The organism is Psychrobacter vallis (genome assembly GCF_904846715.1).
GTDB classification, from domain to species: Bacteria; Pseudomonadota; Gammaproteobacteria; order Pseudomonadales; family Moraxellaceae; genus Psychrobacter; species Psychrobacter vallis.
In genome coordinates this window covers 26,931-49,297 of sequence record NZ_CAJHBU010000022.1, presented here as the reverse complement: position 1 = coordinate 49,297, position 22,367 = coordinate 26,931, and the positions used below count along the sequence as shown (strand labels likewise).

The following is a 22,367-nucleotide window of genomic DNA, read 5'->3' as shown; positions in this document are numbered from 1 at the left end:
TTGAATGTCACTATCTAAGTGCTAAGTGTGGCAGGGCTAGGTGCCGCAGGTATTATACGTTGTGCTTATCGTCAACAGGGGTGGCGCTGATATCGATATCACTAACTTTGGTGCTTGCTGAGTGACTTGTATTTGTCGTTCGTGCATTGCCATCGTGGTCAAGGACAACCTGTTTTTTAGCATGATCTGTATTTTCGTCTTTGACGGCTTCTTTGAAACCTTTGACAGCGCCGCCCAAGTCCTTGCCAGCGTTTCTAAGTTTTGAGGTGCCAAATACGACAACGACAACCACTAGTAATATCAGCCAATGCGTAATAGAAAAACTGCCCATAATGGTATCCTTGTAACTTGGTTTTCAGTCTTTATATGAATGTTTTGAGTTTGTCAGAAAACTTACCTATAGTCGATTCAAAAGAAAAAAGAGTCGTTTATAGTAATCGGTCACAGTAACGTACGATTGACATAACTCTTTAAATTGGAGCGACTATATTAAACAAAAAACATCGACATATAATATGAGGTAAAACAGAGCTATATTATAACCTGCAGTTATGACAAAAAGGTGAAAACAACAATAATCAAACAGGGTAGTTGCTTAACTTATAGTCAAGGCAATATAAAAGAGAGTCAATGAGACTGGGATAAATTTTTCGTAGCCTCTGTCTGCGAAGGCACGGCAAGCAAAAAAAATTATTCCTGTCTCGCATCATAACGTCGTGTATCTATTTTACTTGGTATCGACTATTGAATAGCCTAGGTTATCTAGCCGCTTTTTCATCGATACCTGAGAGACCAAAGCGTCGTCCCAGCTCGTTCAACACGGCATCCGACTCTATGTCGAACCACGCTAGACCAACTAATGTATGAAACCAGACATCGGCCACTTCATAGATGAGCTCATGACGTGCCTCATCGTATTGAGTTTTGTCTCTACTTTCATCACAATTGGCAAAATCTTTGGCAGCGATGATACTCTCAACGCTTTCCTCGCCAACTTTTTCTAAAATTTTATTCAAACCTTTTGCGTATAAACTGGCTACGTAAGAGCTGTCAGCATCGGCTTGCTTTCGTTCCGCTAAGACTTGGTCAAGCTGCTGTAACATAGAATAAGTGTTGGTTTGAATTTGAGTGGTGTCAGACTCGGTGTCAGCCGTATTATTCGCCACCGCATCGTCGGCTTGGAGGTGAGTATGGTTTGACTTGTCTGAGCTATAAATATCAGCAGGGTCTTTTAATACCTTGTCAACCGTCTGCCACTCAGGTGTTTGTCCAGACAAATCTAAACGCTGATAAAAACAAGACTCTCGCCCTGTGTGACAGGCGATACCACCTGCCTGAGTGACGCTAAGAACGATCACATCTGCATCACAGTCCAAGCGAATATCGTGTACGGTCTGCGTATGCCCTGATGACTCACCTTTATGCCATAATTTGGCGCGTGAACGCGAAAAATAAACCGCTGTCTGCGTTTGTGCGGTCAGTTGTAAGGCTTCAGCGTTCATCCAAGCCATCATTAAAATACGCCCAGACTTATGATCTTGCGCGATAGCCGGAATTAAGCCATCAGCATTAAAATTTACGGCAGTCAGCCAAGTAGGTAAAGTCATCATTTATCCGTCTTCTTTATAGGTAAAAATAATAGGTTGTTCTGATCGCATGGCTTGTCTCATCGCCCATATTATACTTAAACATAGCTCAAGCTGACATTCAATCTATTTGAGAGAGAATCCGCAACTTGATGACAATTTTGATGGCAAAGTCCATAAGACAGCTTTTACTGCTAGATTATGATTATAGTCGTTGTTTACTTGGCTAGGAGAAAAGTTTCCTTGGCAAAACAGCGCATTATCTGCTAAAATACCGCCTCCCACCTCGAGGCAGATAGAGGTTTAGTGCTTGTTTTTACAGCCACTATCCGTTATTGACTATTTGACGACCAGGTTCTATCAAAGACAAAGAGGCAAATCATCATGAAAGTTAAGATGAAAACCAGAAGCGGTGCAGCTAAACGCTTCAAAAAAACAGCGAACGGCTTTAAGCGTAAGCAAGCATTCAAAAGCCATATCTTGACCAAGAAATCAGCTAAGCGTATTCGCCAGTTGCGCGGTCTAAAGATGGTGGACAAGTCTGACGAAGCAGCAGTTCGTCGTATGTGCCCATACATCTAGTAGGCTATCGTCATTTACCTTTAATTAAGCGTTGTTTAATGAACAGCGACTGAATTAAAAATATCTGACTTTGCAATCTGATAACGATGTCTATTATTCAATGACATCGTGATTCGTTTAACAGTAATTAAAGAAATCTTGGAGTAATTTATGGCCCGTGTAAAACGTGGTGTACAGGCGAATCGTCGTCACAAAAAAATCCTAAAACGCGCAAAAGGCTACTACGGTGCCCGTTCACGTGTTTACCGCGTAGCGGTACAGGCAGTGACCAAAGCTGGTCAATATGCTTATCGTGACCGTCGCAACAAAAAACGTACTTTCCGTCGTCTTTGGATTGCACGTATCAATGCTGGTGCACGCTTAAACGGCTTAAGCTATAGCCGCTTTATCAATGGCATGAAAAAAGCTAACATCGCAATCGATCGTCGCGTACTTGCTGACATCGCTATGCATGATGCAGCGACTTTCACAGCATTGGTCGAAAAAGCTAAAGCGGAACTAGCATAAATATTAACCTTCCTAATTAGGTACGCTGCTTTTTAAGTCGTTATTGATAAGCAGTTATCTACATGGATAGGAATAATATTAATTAATAGTACGATATTAATAAAAGCTACCGCTGGTCGGTGGCTTTTTTTATATTAAATTATTTTAAGCGTGATCGAGATTAAAGCTTTATCGATATCCAAGCATGCCTATCATCGTCTAAATATTCAAGCCATTCATATCACACGCCTTTAGTTTAAAATGATTGGGTAAATAGTTTGCAATATTTGGACAAACCCCTACAATTACCAATCACTATTATTAATAGTCCGTTTAAATCAGGAAGAATGCATCTTATGACTACCCCTGCCGCTACCACCGATTTGTCGGCGCTACCGACCTTGTCCACAGAGCTAAGCGAGCTTACTGAAGCTCAGCTAAATGAGTTGGCCAGTGCCGCTGAAGCCTTGGTTCTACAAGTGACCGATGTGCGTGCGTTGCAAGATTTGCGTGTGCAATTGACCGGTAAAAAGAGCCTACTAACTGGCTGGTCAAAGCAAATGGGAAAACTAGATGCCGATGATAAAAAAACTTACGGCGGCTGGTTACATCAAGTCCGTAGCCGTATTCAAGAGGCATTGACGGCGCAGCAGCAGCAGCTAGAAATCGCCGAGTTAAATGCCAAGCTTGCAAGTGAGAGCATTGATATCACTTTGCCTGCTCGTGGTGGTCAAAAAGGTCACTTGCATCCAGTCACGATGATTACCCAGCGTATGCAGCAGTATTTTATTCAAGCAGGATTTAACGTGGCAACGGGTCCTGAAGTTGAGAGCGATTACTACAACTTTGAGGCGCTCAATATCCCGTCGCACCATCCTGCACGTGCGATGCACGATACATTCTATTTTGATGCGCATTATTTACTGCGTACACATACCAGCCCAGTGCAAATTCGCACCATGGAAAAGAATGAGCCGCCGATTCGCATTATTTGCCCCGGTCGTGTTTATCGCAATGATTCAGATCAAACCCATTCGCCGATGTTTCATCAGCTAGAAGGGCTTATGGTAACTGAGTCGAGTACGTTCGCTGAGTTAAAAGGTTTGATCAGTGAGTTTTTAGAAGCGTTTTTTGCCAAAGAACTGACCGTGCGTTTTCGTCCGTCATTTTTCCCATTTACTGAGCCTTCTGCAGAAGTCGATATCTTAGATGATAATGGTAAGTGGCTTGAAGTCATGGGCTGCGGCATGGTGCATCCACAAGTGCTGACCAACTGCGGTATCGATGCCGACAAATATACAGGCTTTGCCTTTGGGATGGGTATCGAGCGCTTTGCGATGCTATATTATGGTATTGATGACTTGCGCTTGTTTTTCCAAAACGACGTACGATTTTTGAAGCAGTTTGGCTAGAGTTTTCCTTGTTTAGATAAAAAGTTAATTCGCCTACCTTTACTCCAAAATCTTTATTATAAAATTCTGATCCGAGATATTTATGAAAATTAGCGAACAGTGGCTACGTCAATGGGTAAACCCCACGAATACCAGTGAGCAACTGGCCGAACAATTAACCATGGCAGGGCTTGAGATTGATGACCGTTATGCGGTTGCCCGTGAATTTAGTGGTGTGGTCGTTGGTGAAGTCATCAGTGTCGAGCAGCATCCAGATGCGGATAAGTTACGAGTCACGCAAGTAAATATCGGCGATGCTGAGCTGTTACAAATTGTTTGCGGTGCGCCTAATGTGACGGTCGGCATGAAAGTGCCAGTAGCCACCGTTGGCGCTGTATTGCCAAGTGATGATGCCAGTAATAAAGAGACAGGTTTCAAAATTAAGAAAAGTAAGCTGCGCGGTGTTGACTCTAACGGTATGCTTTGCGGTGCGTCAGAAATTGATTTAACCGATAGCATTGATGGTCTGCTTGAGCTGCCAGCTGATGCACCAATCGGCATGGATATCCGTGAATACTTAGGCTTAGACAATCAGATACTCGATATTTCTATCACCCCAAACCGTGGCGATTGTTTCAGCGTCCGTGGTATTGCTCGTGAAATATCAGTCATTAACGACATACCTGTGCAAATGCCAGACATTGCTGACAATGCAGCAGTAATTGATAATGGCGAAATGCCAACTGTGAGAGTGGATGCAGTCGAGGCATGCCCACGTTATTTATTACAATCTATCAGCAATATCGATCGTAGCATCGATACCCCAAAATGGATGCAAGATGCGCTAGTTCAGTCGGGCCTGCGCTCGCATAACTTCTTAGTCGATGTGACCAATTATGTGCTGATGGAGTTAGGTCAACCATTGCATGCGTTTGATGCTGATAATATCAAAGGCGATATCGTGGTACGTTTGGCACAGCCAGCTGAAACCATTACCTTGCTTAATGAGCAAACTATTACGCTGACTGGCGACGAGTTGGTTATCGCTGATGATGAAGGTGCGCTTGCCCTTGCAGGCATTATGGGTGGTCAGCGCAGTAGTGTTACTGACAGTACCACAAACATCTTGTTAGAAAGCGCCTTTTTTGACCAACTTGCTATTGCTGCACGTGCACGCCGTTTTGGATTACACACTGATGCCTCACAGCGTTTCGAGCGTGGGGTCGATTTTGAGTTGCCCAAACTAGCATTGGCACGAGCTTGTAATTTAATCACTAGCATCATGGGTGGTCAAGCTGGTCAGATAATAGCAGTCGAAAACCTTGAGCATTTGCCAAAACGTGCGCCAATCACGTTGCCAATCGCTAAAGTACGTGATGTCATCGGGATTGAAATTGACCCAGCAGAGATGGTGCGTATCTTAACTCAATTGGGCTTTGAGGTAGAGCAACAAAGCGAGGCACTTGTTTGCAAGCCGCCATCTTATCGTTTTGATATGAGTATCAAGGAAGATTTGATCGAAGAAATTGCTCGCATCTATGGCTACGACAATATCCCAAGCGTCTTGCCACACCTGCAAGTGAGCATGGATTATGACGACACAGCAGATTTGACGCATGAGATGAAGCTAGCACTGGTAGATAATGGCTATATGGAAGCGATCAGCTTCAGTTTTAGTGATGCCAAAATAGAAGCCTTGCTGGATGATGATGCGCTAGGAGAAGTATTGGCACTGGCAAATCCTATTTCTAGCGATTTAGCAGTGATGCGTCGCACTTTGTTATCTAGTTTATTGCCTTGTGTGCAATACAATCTTAATCGCCAACAGTCGCGCGTACGTTTTTTTGAGACGGGCCTTAGCTTTGTCGGACAAAGTATTAGCGAGTTGGTGCAAACGCCAAGCATCGCTTTGGTGGCAGTTGGTGATGTATGGGACGAACAAGCCTATCAAAACCGTGCGTTAGATTTTTATGACTTAAAGCATGATATTGAGCAGTTACTACCTGCAAAAATCGATAGCACGCGCATCCGCTATGAGCGTAGTGAGCTGACCTTTTTGCACCCTGGGCAAAGCGCCAAATTGTATATTGATGATGAATATGTCGGTTGGCTGGGACAATTACATCCTAACACTGCCAAACAATTAGACTTACCAGCCACTTGGGTTGCTCAACTGTCACTGGCGCCATTACTCACACTTGCACGTGAGCAGCACGCGATTGCAACGCCAAGCAAATTTCCACAAGTACGTCGCGATATTGCTATTTTGGTAGATAGCGACATCAGTTTACAGACACTGACATCGACAATACGTGCTGCTGCTGGGAAACTGTTGACCAATTTATGGCTGTTTGATGTTTATCAAGGTGACAAAGTACCCTCAGGTCAGCGTTCGTTAGCCTTTGCATTAATATGGCAAGACAGTACGCAAACGTTGTCTGACGAAGCGGTAAAAACTGCAACAGATAACGTTGTGCGAGCACTGGTCGACCAGCACGGCGTGCAATTGCGTGACAGCTAAAATTTAGTATTGACAACACATAATGCTCTGTAGTCTTTTTATCTGGCTTACAGGGCATTGCTTTTTATAGAAATTGTTATCGGTAGAGTATGCTAAGTAATTATTAATAAAGGATTTTAATGCAGTCTTTGTTAAAAAGAGGATAAAAAACCTTTATAATAATCAACAGTCACCCTCATACCGCTAAACCATAATATGAGACATCACGACATAGCATAGGAGTCGTACTGTGAACACTTTAACCAAATCTGACATGATTGAGCATTTGATGAGTCATCTTAACCTAACACGCCAAGAAGGTCGTTGTCTGGTAGAGAACTTTTTTGATGAGTTGTCAGAAAGTTTGATCGATGGCAAAGAAATTAAGCTCTCAGGCTTTGGTAACTTTGAGCTAAAAGACAAAAATAGCCGTCCAGGTCGCAACCCCAAGACAGGAGAGCCTGTTGCAGTTTCTGCACGTCGTGTGGTGACTTTCAAAACTGGGCAAAAATTCCGTCAAAAGGTTGATGAGCGTTTATTTGATGTCTAAGATAAATTTGCGTGTCAGTATTATCAACGCCTAAATGTATTAATGCCTAAATCATTTCTACTATAGTCTTGTGGAATTAATACTAATTTCAAAAAATATGGTTAGCTGTGTCAAACTGATTAGACCTAATCAATGTCATACAGACACACGTTTTTCTTTTTAATTGAGAACGTGAAAATGGTGTTAGCGATTAGGATAAGTTGATTTAAAATCGTAAATGACAAACATAAAAAAAGAGAGCAAAAGCTCTCTTTTTTTACTACAGTGTATTTATTGACTAAGCAATAAAATTACTGAGCTGGTTCTTCAACAACTACAACTTCATCAGCGGCGTTAACAGCAGCAGGATCAGTAGCAGGAGTTTCGCTAGCTGCGTCTACGCTAGTAGTAGTACCGTCTACAGGAACTTCAGCGTCCATTTCGTCAGTAGCAGTGGCAGCTTGAGCAGCAGCAATTTCAGCTTCAGCACCGGCAACAGCAGCATCAGCGTCAGCAGTAACTTCGCCTTCAGTAGCAGCTTGGTCTAGCTCTTGTGAAGCATCAGTCACTTCTTCTTGCGCGTCAGATAAATCTTCAGCAGCGTTTTCTTTGTTGCTGTCACAGGCAGTTAGGCCCATAGTTGCAGTCATGATACCAGCTAGAGCAAGTAATTTTAAGTTCATAAGGTTTTCTCCGGGAAAATGAAATGAGCAGTAGCAGCGACAAAGGTTGAAATCCGAGATTTCTCAGAATTCAACTCATCTTAGTCACAGCTCCTCAGCTTCCACGCATTCTATATGTTTTTTATTTAAATAGAAATAGTCTGTACAATTAAGTAACAATATAAATGAAAAAATTATTTTAGCTTTGCTATCTAATATAATTTCTCATACAAAAACATGAATTAATATAAGTATAATCAACGACATCACTTACTCTAGAGGGCTGCTCTAAGGTTTGGTTTCTATGATATTGCCAATCTTCTACAGTACTTGTATGGGTGCAATAGTGATGAAACGAGCTAATCGGGTGATATTGCGCTAACAATTATATTATATGAATAACTGTCAATACGAGTCTCAGTATATATCGTATGTTTGAGGAATAAAATTATGAAATGGCAAGGCAGACGAGGCAGTTCTAACGTGCGTACCAGTAAGGGCGGCGGCAAGATGATCGGCGGTGGTATCGGCGGTATTATCATAGCAGGTATTTTGTGGTTGGTATTTGGCGTAAATCCAATGACCGCCCTGCAAACGGGTCAAGCAGTCACCGGTGGTGGGGATAGCACATCTACTGAACCTGCAACCAGTACCGATAGAGACACACAATTTGTGAAAGTGGTGTTAGCCGATACCGAAGAAGTATGGCATCAAATATTCAACGAAGCAGGCAGCACTTACAAAGAGCCGTCATTAATTCTCTTTAATGGTCAAGTCAGTTCAGCTTGTGGTAGTGCTAGCTCTGCGACAGGCCCATTCTACTGCCCAGGCGATCAGACTATTTATTTGGACACGTCGTTTTTTGTGGAGATGCGTCAGAATCTGGGTATTGTAGGTGATGAACAAGGCTCTGGTGGTCAAGATAACCAAGGTAAGGCGGGTGATTTTGCTCAAGCTTATGTTATCTCGCATGAAGTCGGTCATCATGTGCAGACATTATTGGGTATCAGTCAGCAAGTGAGTGAGGCCAGTCGTCAAGTCACGCGTGCAGAAGCCAATAAATTATCTGTGTTACAAGAGTTACAGGCAGATTGTTTTGCAGGCGTGTGGGCGCAGCGCAATCAAGCGCGAGTACAGTTCTTGGAAGCTGGGGATATCGACGAAGCCATTAATGCCGCCAGTCAAATCGGTGATGATCGTTTAGCACAAGCAAGTGGCGGGGCGGTAGTGCCTGATAACTTTACCCATGGAACCAGTCAGCAACGTGTTCAATGGTTCACTCGCGGATTGGAAAGTGGCAATATACAATCTTGTGATACTTTTAGTGGCGCATTATAGTCAGTCCAGCGTAAAAACGGTACATCCGTTAATGATATTCTACTGGTATAAATTTTCCTCGCTGGCTGTTCGCAAGCGTGACAGAGGCTTCATAAAATTCACACCAGTAGAACGGTAATCTTTTTAAATTGACCATATATAAGCCATTAAAAAAGCCTGCAACGTGAATTGCAAGCTTTTTGGTATTTTAAGATTGCTCTATTTAAATATCTGCAAAGACTAGATAGTTACTTAGTTATTATCCAAGATATAACCACCAGCGCCACCAACAGCCGCACCAGCTAATGCACCACGAGCGATGTCTTTACTGTCGCCTTTACTTCTGATAAGAGCGCCAGCCGCCGCGCCAGCTGCTGCGCCTTTGGCAGTATTGCTTACACCGCTATTGTATCCACCAGTTGAGCAGCCGCCCATAATAAGGGCAGAGCTAGTAAGGGCAGTCATTGCAATAGTTTTAGCAAATTTCATAGTATCACCTGTTAAATTATCAAATTGGTTTATCAAAATTAAAAGACGATATTCTTACGTCTACGTTTGATAGCAAGGTATGTGTATTCTGTGTCCAATAGTACTCTATCTAATAGTTTCTAGGCGTAGTAAAAGCGCTAAGCTTTGCAAACAACTTGTAAAATATGTTTCTCTACTGTGTCGATATATTGAAGTGTTCCTGTTATTTTTTATTAATCATAGAGTCGATACTAGGGCGTGTTTGATACTTCAACCATGGCACTGATACACGACATTATCACGCGAGACGGGTACAAATTTTTCTTGCTTGCTGTGCCGTTATTGCTAGAGGCTGCCAAACTTCTCGTTTAAAGATAAGCATACCATTCCCGCTGGCTTATTTTTATCATGAACTCACTATACAAAATTGACCGCTTTTAATGATGACTTTTTTGGTGCTATAAAAAAAGACCGCCAGCAGGCGATCTTGATTGCGAATATCTATGTTTTATCGTAAATTCATTAGATCTGGTTAGTCACTTCAGAAGCAACGGGTTTGACTTAGTTCTGTGATTTACGTTTCATTTGCTCAAAGAACTCATCATTGGTTTTCGCTTCTTTTAAGCGATCCAATAAGAACTCAGTGGCTTGAACCCCATCCATTGGCTGTAGCAATTTACGTAAAATCCAAATTTTACGCAGTTTGTCTTCATCCAGCAAACGCTCTTCGCGGCGTGTACCAGATTTTTTGATATTCATCGCAGGGAAAACACGTTTTTCTGCCAAATCGCGCTCAAGCGTAATCTCTTGGTTACCTGTGCCTTTAAATTCTTCAAAGATAACGCTGTCCATCTTACTACCCGTATCAATCAGCGCACTGGCAATAATGGTCAAACTACCGCCTTCCTCAACGTTACGTGCCGCACCAAAGAAACGTTTTGGACGTTCTAAAGCATTGGCATCCAAACCACCAGTCAACACTTTGCCTGAAGAAGGAATAACGGTGTTATAAGCACGGGCAAGACGAGTAATAGAGTCAAGTAGGATGACGACATCTTGTTTGTGCTCGACCAAACGTTTGGCTTTTTCGATAACCATTTCGGCGACTTGTACGTGACGCTGTGGCGGCTCATCAAAGGTAGACGCAACCACTTCACCGCGGACAGTACGCACCATCTCTGTGACTTCTTCTGGGCGCTCGTCGATTAGTAGCACGATGAGATAACACTCGGGATTGTTACGAGTAATCGACTGAGCAATGGTCTGTAGCAGCATCGTTTTACCCGCTTTCGGCGGTGCGACGATGATAGAACGCTGACCTTTACCAATCGGGGCGATGAGGTCAATAATACGACCGGTCAAATCTTCAGTCGTACCGTTCCCAAGCTCCAGCTTTAACTGTTCCGTAGGAAATAGCGGCGTTAAGTTCTCAAAGATCAGCTTATGACGCGAACGATCTGGCGTGTCAAAGTTGATCTCACCAACCTTTAATAAGGCAAAATAACGTTCAGAATCCTTGGGTGGACGAATCGTACCAGCAATACTATCGCCAGTTTTGAGGCTGAAGCGACGAATTTGGCTAGGGCTGACATAAATGTCGTCAGGACCGGCCAAATAAGAGCCTTCTGATGAACGCAAAAAACCAAAACCGTCAGGAAGAACCTCAAGGACGCCGTCACCATAAATGGCTTCGCCGTTACGGGCATGGGTTTTTAAAATGGCAAAGATGATGTCTTGTTTACGGCTACGCGCCATGTTATCAAGACCCATTTCTTTGGCGATGGCCAATAGCTCAGCGATTGATTTTTTCTTTAATTCAGTTAGATTCATAGATAGGTCATTAGCAATTGATCAGATGAGAGATGCCATTAGCAGCACAAGTCACGACATTGATTAAAACAACGATAGTGTGGCGATAGAGGATGCGTGCACAGAGCTAGGAATTATGTAGTTTGGATGTTGCGTGTCAGCTTATGTACGAATTGCAATCAGTCGATGCAAGGTAATAAGAAATAAGGATAAAGAAAGCTACATAAGAGTCTGCGTCAAGAACTCAGTATCAGTAATTTTGTTTAGTCATTTCGTTCAGTAATGGTATTTATAACGACGATTGTGTTTTTGTAGATAAACACGAGGAGAATAGCGATAAGACATTTAGGAAAACCGTTAGTTTTCTCTTGTCAGCAGACTATACGGTCTTCACAATGGCGTTGTCAATAAATTTTGCCAAAAAATTCATATAATTGCGTTTTTTGCATAAAAAATAAGCAAAAAAGCCACTATCTGCGTTAGATAATGGCTTTTTTAATCATCGTGTTTCTTTTATAGAATGCTCGCATAAAACTGACGAAGGCAAGCAAAGCGCAACTTATAGATGCTTGTCTAGTACTTTGGCCAATTCAGCTTTTGGCTGTAGACCCATAACTGAGTCAACTTTTTCGCCATCTTTGAATACAAATAGCGTTGGGATATTACGAATACCAAAACGGCTGGCGGCTTGTGGGTTATTATCCACATCGACTTTGACGATTTTAACTTTGCCTTGGTACTCAGTCGCTAGATCTTCTAAAATAGGGGCGATTGCTTTGCAAGGACCGCACCAAGTTGCCCAAAAATCTACCAACACAGGCACGTCTGATTGCAATACGTCTTGGTCAAAATTTGCATCGGTGGTGTTTACAATAAGGTCTGACATAATTTTATCTCTCTTGTTTTATTATTTCTATGACCAGTCACCGAGGCTCATATTGGTTTAATAATAGGCCAGTGACTGGTTAAAGAATCGTTTAGAAGTGGTAAAAATGTGCCATTATATTAACATGTTTGCTCACGCTTGGCAGAGTCAGTCCGGTTAAATTGTTTAACAATTACGATTAGCACAATAAATCGAAACACAACGACACAGGTTATGTTTTGTCTGTCACTTGTTTTATTGATGGCTATAGTTGATTCTACATAAAACAGATATATTATATGCCAACGCTGAACTGGTATAAATGTTTCTGGCTTGCTGTGCCTACGCAGCTTGATGCTACGAAACTTCTCGTTTAGAGATAAGCATTCCAGTCCTGCTGACTCATTTTTATACTGAAATGACTATATCATCGCTTCAAATCATTGATCGGCTCAAATTGCATTCATAACTGCAAATTGTCATTCATAATTGAGTGAGACTTTCATAGGATTGTTCACTCATATAAATAGCCCACTATATAAGTAGTCCGTTTTATGCCTTTTACTGATGAAGAAACCCTTATCCTCAACGCCCAAGAAAATGCTTATCCGTTTGAATTTTTTCGAGCATTTGCGCAAGACATTACCGTCTATGAAGACGACGATATTTGGGTAGTCGACAAGCCCGCAGGACTGTTGAGTGTCGATGGTAAAACATTGAAGGTGAGTTTGCTGGCTCGACTTGAGCGCGCCAATCCAGCGGTCAAGCTGATTCATCGCCTTGATATGGATACGTCGGGATTGCTGATTTTTGCAAAAAACGCCGCGGCACAAACCCATATCAGTAAGCAGTTTATTGAGAGATTGCCCCAAAAAAGATACCAAGCACGTGTCTTTGGCAAGTGGGAAAACGTGGGCGCAACGGGTGAGATATCCGTGCCAGTACGTTACGAGCCGACAACTAAACCACGCCATATCGTCGATCATGACTGGCCAAAACATGCATTAACCTTATACGAAGTGCTGGCGCATGAAGAAATCAACGGTCAGACAGTCACGCGCGTCATGTTAAAGCCAGTGACGGGACGTAGTCATCAGCTACGGGTACACATGGTACATGTCGGTCACGTGATGATTGGGGATCCGATTTATGCGGAAGGCGAGGCATTGGCTATCGCCCCAAGGCTCAATTTACATGCCCAGCAACTGCGCCTTAAACATCCCACGCTTGGCGCATGGATGGATTGGGAAAGTCCTAGCCCTTTTTAATGCGCTTATTTTAGAGTAGGTCTTGTTAAAAAATGTATTCTGTAAAAACACTTATGCAAACACAAGGATGTATGCCACTACAAGGATGAAAAGTATGCTTGATATTATTACTTTCAAAAAGGCGGTTAAAAATCGCCTTAAATTTAAGCAACCTTCCCTGAATACGCCAGCGGATTATGAAGTGCTGATTATCGGTGCAGGAATTGCTGGTATAGGCATGGCCTGTCGATTGCAAAAGCAACAGCACAAGGGGTTGTTTGGTCATAAAAAACCCAGTAAAGCAAAGCAACGCGAGAGCAAGTCGCACAAGCAAAAAACGGCTCAACGATTTGCGATATTAGAAAAACGAGCAGATTTGGGCGGAACATGGGATTTATTTACTTATCCGGGCATTCGCTCTGACTCGGATGCCTTGACCTTTGGCTATAGTTTTCGTCCATGGTTAGACCACAGGATGTTGGCAAAAGGAAGTGATATCAAACGTTATATCGCTGATACAGCCCGTGAATTTGGTATTACCGAGCATATTCGCTATCAGCATGAAGTGCAGCAGCTGTCTTGGTCAAGTATGACTCAGCAATGGACGGCGATGGTGAAAAATCATAGTAACGGTGAAGTATTTACTTTAACCGCCAAATTCGTGGTGGGTGCAACTGGCTATTACGATTATGAGCAAGGCTATCGGCCTTATTTTGACAAAGAAGAGGCGTTCCAAGGTCGCATTGTCCATCCACAGCATTGGCAAAACCTGAATTATCAGGACAAAAAAATAGTCATTATCGGTAGTGGTGCTACCGCGATGACGTTGCTACCTGCATTAGTAGACGAAACTGGCGAGCAATGCGCGCGCCATGTCACCATATTGCAACGTTCGCCCACGTATGTGGCCAGTATACCGGGCGATGATTACGCGCTGGACTGGCTATCTGGTAAGTTTTCTCCTTTATCAAAAGAGCAAGCCTATAAGCTACTGCGCGTCCGCAATGTGTTGGTGCAACAAAGTACTTACCGAGCGGCTGTCTTTGCGCCCAAGGCCATGAAAGCACTATTAAAACGAGGGGTTAAAACTGAATTAAAAGGCAGCGATGTGGACGTGGCGCATTTTGTGCCCGATTATAATCCTTGGGATGAAAGGCTTTGTGCGGTGCCAGATGGTGATTTATTCCAAGCCTTACACGGTGAACGCGCTGACATAGTGACGGATCAGATTCGCCATTTTACTAAGACAGGCATTATGCTCGAATCTGGCAAACATCTCGATGCCGATATCATTGTCACTGCGACTGGGCTAAAGATACAAATGCTTGGCGGTGCAGCCGTATATATTGATGGTCATGCCGTCGATATCGGGACTCGTATGACCTACAAGGCGACCATGATTGAAGGCGTGCCAAATATGGTGGCACTGTTTGGCTACACCAATGCCTCATGGACGCTAAAAATCGACTTGGCATGTCAGTATGTCATGCGCCTAATGGATTATATGCACAAGCACCGCTATCAAGTGGCATTACCGCGTGCAAAGACGGAACACGCTGAGGCGCACATGCAACCAGATACGGTCATGGGCGCACTATCGGCAGGGTATGTGACGCGAGGAAAGGATAGACTGCCCAAGCAAGGCGATCGCTATCCTTGGTACGTGACCAACAATTATCTCAGCGACCGCGTGATGCTCAAATACCGTAAAATAAAAGATGACTGGCTACAATTTAGTCGCTAGTACCAAATAACAATAACTGAGTTAAATAGTAACTAATTTGAACAGTAACTGAGTTAATAAAATAGTCGATAGCGAACCAAACAGCTACAGAATACTATTATGCAGAACTGGTACAAATTTTCCTTGCTTGCTGTGCCTATGGCGACAGAGGCTTCGCAAAATTTATCCCAGTGCTGCTGACTCTCGTTTATATTCACTTGCCTATAACCAAGTCGCTAATGCTTGTGTCGTTAACTTTTATGGTTGCTCATCAATAAACTCAGTCACTTGCTTGCTGAGCATTTGCCATAAGGTCTCCTGCGCGCTTTTACTGCCCCAAGCATTGTGCGGACTAAATATGACGCGTGGATGATTGGCAAGAGTCAGTAAAGGATCGTCATTTGTGATGGGTTCTTGTTCAAATACGTCGCTGGCATAGCCGATGATTTGCTCACTATTGATCGCATCAGTTAAGGCTTGACTATCGACGATACCGCCGCGCGCGACATTGACGATAAGTGGCTGCTTTGTCATTTTTGCCAAAGTGTCTTTGTTGATGAGATGCTGGGTGTTTTCGTCCAATGGGCAATGTAGGGTGATAACATCAGCACGAGCGAGTACCTCATCGAATGCTGTATAGTTATCGTTACGCGGCGTTTGTCCTTGATGCTCCGCCCATAATACGGTCATGCCAAAAGCGCGGGCAATTTCGGTAACACGTTTGCCAATTGTACCCACGCCAATGATACCCAACGTTTTATTTTCCAAATCTATCAGCGGGATATCAAGCAAACAAAAATTACCATTTGCCAGCCATGTGCCATCAGCGACTTTTTGATGATAATGAATACTTGCGCGCATCGCCATCAGCATCAGCATAAAGGTGTGTTCAGGGACGCTTTTGACCGCATAACCAGCGACATTATAAAGTGTAACATCATGCTTGTCACAAGCGTCTTGATCGACGTTATTCATTCCTGTGGCAGTCAATTGGATCAGCTTGAGTTTGGGCAAGCTTGCAATCACATCAGCGCCAATTTGAACCTTATTGGTAATGATAATGTCTGCGTCCTTGCAGCGTTCAATTATGAAATTAGTGTCTTTTGGCGTGTCATTATAAGTGACGTAATCGCTCACTCCTGCCGGTGCTGGCAAGTCAATGCCATCAGAGAAAGTGCCTTTATCTAAAAAAACCGCTTGCATGAGTCATCCTTAGTTATTGTTTTGATGTCGAGAGTGATGAGCGTCTTAATGTAGCACGTGAAAGTTCTTAGTCAAAAACGAATCTTAGTCAAAAACGAATTTGCCAAATATCTTATAATATCAATGGCTATCGTAAGCCCTCTCTTGAAAATTCAACTTAACGCACTCATCTAGCCGCTAACGTTATATAATGGTTCGGTTTAACGGCTGGCTTGTTTTATATTACAGCATCGCGCGCACGTCTTTTGATGTAATGCTGCGTGAGTCACTTTAGCCGTATTATAGCCATCATAGCTATCTATCTTCTTATCATCTGAGTACAAAAGACATCGCCCTATGACTATCTCTATCGCTTCATTGCACAGCACCGAATTTGCCGTTGGTCAACGTTATTTATCTGATACGGAGTCCGAGCTGGGCTTAGGTGTGGTCATCGATGTCGATGACCGATGTGTCCATATTTTATTTCCTCAAAGCGAAGAAACACGCGTCTATGCCAAAAACTCTGCGCCACTATCACGCGTAGTGTTCAAAGTAGGCGATAGCATCTACGACCAAGATGGCAAGTGCTATACGGTCAATGCTGTCGATGAAGTCATGGGCGTACTCAAGTACGGGGTCGATGAGCACGAAAGAGGCATCATGGAGACGCGGCTAGCGGCCAATATTACGCTCGCAAAACCGCTTGAGCGTTTGCTAGCTGGTCGCATTGAACGTGGCGATTGGTATGAGCTGCGCCAAGATATTTTGCGTATGCAGTCAGCGCTGGCAGGTCATCCGCTCAAAGGTTTGATGGGTGCACGTGTCGATATTATTGAGCATCAGCTCTATATCGCGCATGAAGTCGGCAAACGCATCGCGCCGCGTGTCTTACTGGCGGATGAAGTGGGCTTGGGCAAGACCATTGAAGCGGGTTTGATTATTCATCAGCAGTTATTGACTGGTAAGGCTGAGCGTGTGCTTATTCTCGTGCCAGACAGTCTGCAATATCAGTGGATGATTGAGCTGCGCCGTCGTTTTAACCTAAACTTTGCCTTGTTTGATTTGGTGCGTACCGCCGCGATTAAAGAGCACGACCCTGAGCAAAACGTCTTTGCTACTGAGCAATGTATTATCGCTGGTATGGATCTGTTGCTTGACCATCCTGATTTGTATGATCAAGCGATGGAAGCTGGGTTTGATTTGTTGGTCGTCGATGAGGCACACCATTTGCATTGGGATGAGGCGCAAGGCGGCAATGATAAGTACGACTTGATTGCAGATTTTGCCGAAGAAACACCAGGCGTCATGCTATTGACCGCGACCCCTGAGCAGCTTGGTGCCCAAAGCCATTTTGCGCGTTTGCGCCTGTTAGATCCGGATCGCTTTGATGATTTGGATGAATTTATCGATGGTCAACAAGCCTTTGCTGAAACAGCAGCCGTCGCTGGCGTGTTAATAGAAGATAAGCCCGTAAGCGATGGGCAAATTGCCGCGTTAAGCAGTCTACTGGATATCAGTATTGACGAGTTGGCAGCGATTAATGACGATGAAAAATTGCGTACCTATGCGCTCAATGAGTTGCTCGATCGTCATGGTACTGGTCGTATTTTATTCCGTAATACGCGTGAAAGTGTAAAAGGGTTTTATGGTCGTAGCAGTCAGCCGTATCCACTGCCATTACCCGAGGCATGGAAAGACAGCTATCAAACCAACGGCAAATTGCGCGAGCAGCTGTGGGGCGAAGAGAACCAGCCGGATGGCGGCTGGCTAGAAGACGACCCACGCGTGTCTTGGTTGATTGATATCTTGCGAGGCGAGCTTAAGCATAAAAAGGTCTTGTTGATTGCCCGTAGTGGTGCGACCGTTGAGAGCTTAGAGGCGGTATTGCGTCTGCATGCAGGTATTAAAACCGCTATCTTTACCGAACAGATGACCTTGCTTGAGCGTGACCAAGCGGCAGCGTTCTTTGCCGATAGCGAAGGCGCGCAGATATTATTGTGTTCAGAGATTGGCTCAGAAGGTCGTAACTTCCAGTTTGCCAGCCAGTTGATACTATGGGATTTGCCCGCCAATCCGGATACGCTAGAGCAGCGAATCGGTCGCCTAGATCGTATCGGACAAACGCAGCAAATTATGTTGCATGTGCCGTATGTCCAAGGCACGGCGCAAGAGCGTCTTTATCAATGGTATAACAATGCCTTGAATATGTTCAATCAGATTTCACCAACGGCGCAAAGCGTGCAAGAGCAGTTTATTCAAGAACTAAAACCAATGCTTGAAGGTGCCGATACCGCCGATAATCGTACGACGTTACAAGACGTCATCGCAGCAGCGCTACAAACGCGATTGGGGCTGGAAGCACAGCTACAAGCGGGTCGCGATCGCTTGTTAGAGTATAACTCGTGCCGCCCGCGTGTCGCTGGTCGTATTGCCGATGCCATGCGTGATTTTGATGGACACAATCTATTACCACAGTTTATTGAGCGCTTTTTTGCCTCAGCCAATATCGATCACAATATCCAACGTGATGGCTCGTGGGTTATTGCCCCGATTGATAGCACCGAGATTAGTGATTATATCGATGGCTTACCGCTGGGTGATGAAGACGGTATGACTTTGACATTTGAGCGTGAGCAAGCGTTGCAGCGTGAAGATATCGAGTTTATCACGCATGAACATCCTCTGATGCGCGCCATCTATGAGCTGGCGAGTACCAGCACCTTTGGTAATACCACGGTTGCAATGCTAAAAAGCGCTGCTGTGCCACAAGGCATGGTGCTACTCGAAGTGAACTTCCGCGTTGAAGCGATTGCGCCAAGATTGCTCAATTTACCAGCGACCTTAACCACGCAAAATATCCGTGTCTTTATCAGTGAGCAGGGCAGTGATTTATCCGCACGTATCAGTGCCGATATGATTATGCCACATATCGATCGTTTGGATAAAAACCGTGCACGCCAAGTGATCAAAGCACGTGGCGACGTGATTGAGCAGCGCTATTATGAAGCCGAAGACATCGCCCGCCAGCAGTTGGTGGAGATTGGTGAGCAAGCGAGTGAGCGCTTTAGCCAACAGTGGTCACGTGAAATCAAACGCCTAAAGCATCTACAGACCATCAATCCTAACGTGCGTCCTGCAGAAATCGAACGCTTAGAGCAGCTAAAAGCCCAAGGCGAGCAAGCGTTAGGCAATTTATCTTTAGTACCAGATTCTATTCGTGTACTGGTAGCAGTAAAGCCATAAGTTTGTGAGAATGATAAAAAACGAGGTGTATCAGAAGACATCTCGTTTTTTATGTTGAATACGGTTTTTATCGATTTTTTATTTTGTATTGCTTCGGTTAAATAAGCCGAGCGATACTTACAAGTAAGCGGTTAGTCTCTAGTCAAAGCCATCAATATTGGGTAAGATGTTTACCTTGCTAATTTGTAACAAATGCCTAAGTAACAAATACTGAGTGATAGCACTGCTATGACTGTATTTCCTGTTCTAAAATCTCGCTTGTGTATGGTTAGCAAGTGATTTCATATTATTTTAAATTCAAACGCAAAGGAGCTGTCGCAATATCATAATTATATTGATATCGCTGGGTGCTGGGCGTTTTTTGTAAAAATAAGGAAACATATCGTCATGTCCGATTATTCGCAACTGATTGATGAGCTGCTGACTACCGTAGCGCTTATCGAAGTGACCCCTGATGTCTTTGAAGGGAAGAGCCATGACTATGTTGGCAGTCGTATTTTTGGCGGGCAAGTGCTGGCGCAAGCGATTATGGCGGCGGCGCATACACTGGATAAAGACAAGCCTTGTCATTCATTGCATGGGTATTTTTTGCGTGGTGGTGACATCAATCAGCCAGTTATTTATCAAGTGCGCCGCTTGCGTGACGGCCGCAGTCTGTCTGCGCGCGAAGTGACCGCCATTCAATACAAAGAAATGCGTGGTAAGCCGCCCGTCGAGCAAGTCATATTTTCGATGATTGCATCGTTTTCACCGATGGAAGAGGGTTTGGAGTACCAAGAAGACATGCCCGTTTATCCGCCACCTGAAGATTTGCTGGCCGAGCAGGATTTAAAAGAAGAGTATGTGGGCAAAGTGCCAGAGGCGCTCAAAGCACGCTTTATGCGTCGTCGTCATGTGGAAATAAAACCTGTTAAGCCGCGTGACCCTATCCATCCAGAGCCGATGAAACCTAAGCAGGCTAACTGGTTACGTATCCGCGAGCTGGGCAATCAGCCTGCGGCTATTCAGCAAGCTTTATTGGCATTTTCGTCGGACTTCTATTTGGTAGGCACAGGGCTAATGTCACACGGTGTCAGCTTTATGACCAGCGGTTTGCAAGCTGCCAGTATCGATCATTCGATGCATTTCCACCGTGATTTTGATTTAAATAAATGGATGCTATATGACATGTGGAGTGATACCACATCTAACGCCAAAGGTCTAAATCATGGTCAGTTTTGGCAGGACGGCAAGCTGGTTGCCACGGTACAACAAGAAGGCTTGATGCGTTTGCGTGTGCCCAAGTCCTAGAGGCCAGCCTTAAAGGTCTGTCTTAAAATTCAGAACGCTCAATGATAAAAAAGTTCTAAGCCCTACCTTTAAAAATAGCGCTTAGAGTTTACAGTTAAAGTTTTATTATCGATTCTGAATTTAATGCTCAATAATTTTTATCATAGCGCGAGGCAGTCCTAAACTGTCTTGCGCTTTTTGTTCTGATAACCATTTAAAGACTATATCAGCTGCGGCTAATTTCTCACTCAGCACGTTTATTTGCTTAGCGTCAATCGTTAGTTTACGCGGTGTCAGATACCAGTGAAAATGCGTCAGTGAATGCTTGATAGGATCGTCATCTAGCAATGTGCGACTGGTCGATGCTGCGACCAATTTGTTTTCTATCAGCCATTCATTGATAATCTGCTCAGCAGTGGTAAATTCTGCTTCGTATACTTTTTCATCACTACGTACATCTAGCGGTTTATCAAGGCTAGTATCTTGTACTATGACAGTCGCTTTTCCTGTGATTTTTTCGATGAACTGCAATGGTAAACTCCACAGTCCGCCCCAGATACCGTTATCAGGACGTTGTAGCCACAGTATGTCATCACTTGCACCTTCTATTAGCAACGCGTCACTAAACTTACTAGGTTTGGGCTGCTTTTTTGCCTTAACTGGATAGTCCGTTTCGCGTCCCTCAGCATGTGCTAAGCAATCATCTTTTAATGGACATAATAGACAAGCAGGCTTGCTACGCGTACATAAGGTCGCGCCCATATCCATCATCGCTTGCGCAAATAAGCCTGAATTCTCTATTGGGGTCAAACGCTCAGCGAGTGCCCATAGCTCTTTGGTCGTCGCAGATTTGGTAATGTCACCATCGATGGCCGCCCAGCGCGTCAAGACACGTTTGACGTTACCATCGCAGATGACGCCATAACGATGTAATCCCATCGCCATAATCGCGCCAGCAGTCGATGGCCCAACGCCAGAAATCGCCTCCCAGCCTGCTAAAGTCTGTGGGAAATCTCCTGTCTCATCGATAACCTCGACCAACTGCTTAGCCCCTTTATGCAAATTACGCGCGCGCGCATAGTAGCCAAGCCCTGCCCAATGCTCGGCGACCACATCCCACTCGGCAGCGGCTAAATCTTGTACGGTCGGAAATGTGTCCATAAAACGCGCAAAGTAGGGTAGCACGGTGGTGACTTGTGTTTGCTGGAGCATGACTTCTGATAGCCAAACGATATAAGGATTGGGAGTGTCGGTCTGATGCTGTTGCCATGGCAAATCATGGCGACCATTTTCGGCAAACCAATCGAGGAGACGCGGGGCGAAAGAGTTAAGGGAGGATGTAGTGTGGTTAAAAGTTGTGTCAGAAGATTCAGAATTGGCAGTTAGCTGGGTCATAGGCTCTATTATTTGTTTTTTTGAAGGTATGTAATTATACCTTATATACGCTTATTCAATAGGTTGGCTTTGTATGGTTTGACACTAGCAGCTCAAGTGTTTCGACTTAT

At 44.1% G+C, this 22,367-nt stretch carries 18 protein-coding genes; 10 read left to right on the top strand and 8 right to left on the bottom strand.

What is annotated here, in order from left to right:
- Window positions 1-52 precede the first annotated feature (52 nt).
- On the bottom strand, window positions 53-331 hold the full coding sequence (gene tatA / locus JMY02_RS12010) for a Sec-independent protein translocase subunit TatA (protein WP_201598615.1): 279 nt from the start codon (window positions 329-331) through the stop codon (window positions 53-55).
- A gap of 427 nt (window positions 332-758) precedes the next feature.
- The gene (hisIE, locus tag JMY02_RS12005; RefSeq protein WP_201598641.1) at window positions 759-1,607 is read right to left on the bottom strand and encodes a bifunctional phosphoribosyl-AMP cyclohydrolase/phosphoribosyl-ATP diphosphatase HisIE; all 849 of its coding nucleotides are present in this window, start codon (window positions 1,605-1,607) and stop codon (window positions 759-761) included.
- A gap of 363 nt (window positions 1,608-1,970) precedes the next feature.
- On the opposite strand from hisIE, the gene rpmI reads away from it, so the two are divergent.
- The 5 genes from rpmI to JMY02_RS11980 all read left to right on the top strand — a co-directional run bounded on the left by rpmI (window position 1,971) and on the right by JMY02_RS11980 (window position 7,095).
- Window positions 1,971-2,168, top strand: coding sequence for a 50S ribosomal protein L35 (rpmI, locus tag JMY02_RS12000; protein WP_011281253.1), 198 nt, complete (start codon window positions 1,971-1,973; stop codon window positions 2,166-2,168).
- A 150-nt stretch (window positions 2,169-2,318) separates the two neighbouring features.
- Window positions 2,319-2,675: a 50S ribosomal protein L20 gene (rplT, locus tag JMY02_RS11995; protein ID WP_011281252.1), complete on the top strand. Its 357-nt coding sequence runs from the start codon at window positions 2,319-2,321 to the stop codon at window positions 2,673-2,675.
- Window positions 2,676-3,010: 335 nt separating this feature from the next.
- Entirely contained in the window at window positions 3,011-4,066 is a 1,056-nt protein-coding gene (pheS, locus tag JMY02_RS11990) for a phenylalanine--tRNA ligase subunit alpha (RefSeq protein WP_201598614.1), read from the top strand.
- Between the two features lie 82 nt (window positions 4,067-4,148).
- A complete protein-coding gene (pheT, locus tag JMY02_RS11985; RefSeq protein WP_201598612.1) occupies window positions 4,149-6,566 on the top strand; it encodes a phenylalanine--tRNA ligase subunit beta in 2,418 nt (805 codons plus the stop codon).
- Window positions 6,567-6,795: 229 nt separating this feature from the next.
- Entirely contained in the window at window positions 6,796-7,095 is a 300-nt protein-coding gene (locus JMY02_RS11980) for an integration host factor subunit alpha (RefSeq protein ID WP_201598610.1), read from the top strand.
- 290 nt (window positions 7,096-7,385) lie between these two features.
- Here the strand turns inward: JMY02_RS11980 and JMY02_RS11975 are convergent, their stop codons facing one another.
- Window positions 7,386-7,757, bottom strand: coding sequence for a hypothetical protein (locus JMY02_RS11975; RefSeq protein WP_201598608.1), 372 nt, complete (start codon window positions 7,755-7,757; stop codon window positions 7,386-7,388).
- 429 nt (window positions 7,758-8,186) lie between these two features.
- Here JMY02_RS11975 and ypfJ point away from each other — a divergent pair, with 429 nt between their 5' ends.
- Window positions 8,187-9,074: a KPN_02809 family neutral zinc metallopeptidase gene (gene ypfJ / locus JMY02_RS11970; RefSeq protein ID WP_201598606.1), complete on the top strand. Its 888-nt coding sequence runs from the start codon at window positions 8,187-8,189 to the stop codon at window positions 9,072-9,074.
- Between the two features lie 231 nt (window positions 9,075-9,305).
- Here ypfJ and JMY02_RS11965 read toward each other — a convergent pair whose 3' ends face one another.
- The 3 genes from JMY02_RS11965 to trxA form a co-directional block, all read right to left on the bottom strand.
- Complete coding sequence (locus JMY02_RS11965; protein ID WP_201598604.1) at window positions 9,306-9,542, bottom strand: glycine zipper 2TM domain-containing protein; 237 nt, start codon at window positions 9,540-9,542, stop codon at window positions 9,306-9,308.
- Window positions 9,543-10,082: 540 nt separating this feature from the next.
- On the bottom strand, window positions 10,083-11,351 hold the full coding sequence (gene rho / locus JMY02_RS11960) for a transcription termination factor Rho (RefSeq protein ID WP_131657414.1): 1,269 nt from the start codon (window positions 11,349-11,351) through the stop codon (window positions 10,083-10,085).
- A 538-nt stretch (window positions 11,352-11,889) separates the two neighbouring features.
- Window positions 11,890-12,216: a thioredoxin gene (trxA, locus tag JMY02_RS11955; protein ID WP_021812773.1), complete on the bottom strand. Its 327-nt coding sequence runs from the start codon at window positions 12,214-12,216 to the stop codon at window positions 11,890-11,892.
- A gap of 533 nt (window positions 12,217-12,749) precedes the next feature.
- Here trxA and JMY02_RS11950 point away from each other — a divergent pair.
- Together JMY02_RS11950 and JMY02_RS11945 are read left to right on the top strand one after the other, a co-directional pair.
- The gene (locus JMY02_RS11950; protein ID WP_201598601.1) at window positions 12,750-13,463 is read left to right on the top strand and encodes an RluA family pseudouridine synthase; all 714 of its coding nucleotides are present in this window, start codon (window positions 12,750-12,752) and stop codon (window positions 13,461-13,463) included.
- A gap of 94 nt (window positions 13,464-13,557) precedes the next feature.
- Window positions 13,558-15,186: a flavin-containing monooxygenase gene (locus tag JMY02_RS11945; RefSeq protein ID WP_201598600.1), complete on the top strand. Its 1,629-nt coding sequence runs from the start codon at window positions 13,558-13,560 to the stop codon at window positions 15,184-15,186.
- Window positions 15,187-15,423: 237 nt separating this feature from the next.
- Here JMY02_RS11945 and JMY02_RS11940 read toward each other — a convergent pair whose 3' ends face one another.
- The gene (locus JMY02_RS11940; RefSeq protein WP_201598599.1) at window positions 15,424-16,368 is read right to left on the bottom strand and encodes a D-2-hydroxyacid dehydrogenase; all 945 of its coding nucleotides are present in this window, start codon (window positions 16,366-16,368) and stop codon (window positions 15,424-15,426) included.
- 336 nt (window positions 16,369-16,704) lie between these two features.
- Here JMY02_RS11940 and rapA point away from each other — a divergent pair, with 336 nt between their 5' ends.
- Both rapA and JMY02_RS11930 read left to right on the top strand, forming a co-directional pair.
- The gene (gene rapA / locus JMY02_RS11935; RefSeq protein WP_201598598.1) at window positions 16,705-19,593 is read left to right on the top strand and encodes an RNA polymerase-associated protein RapA; all 2,889 of its coding nucleotides are present in this window, start codon (window positions 16,705-16,707) and stop codon (window positions 19,591-19,593) included.
- A 387-nt stretch (window positions 19,594-19,980) separates the two neighbouring features.
- Window positions 19,981-20,883 carry an acyl-CoA thioesterase gene (locus JMY02_RS11930; RefSeq protein ID WP_201598597.1) on the top strand — a complete coding sequence of 301 codons (903 nt, stop codon included), beginning with the start codon at window positions 19,981-19,983 and terminating at the stop codon, window positions 20,881-20,883.
- Window positions 20,884-21,003: 120 nt separating this feature from the next.
- On the opposite strand, the gene mutY is transcribed toward JMY02_RS11930, so the two are convergent.
- Window positions 21,004-22,257, bottom strand: a complete 1,254-nt coding sequence (mutY, locus tag JMY02_RS11925; protein ID WP_201598596.1) for an A/G-specific adenine glycosylase — start codon at window positions 22,255-22,257, stop codon at window positions 21,004-21,006.
- Between the last annotated feature and the right edge of the window lie 110 nt (window positions 22,258-22,367).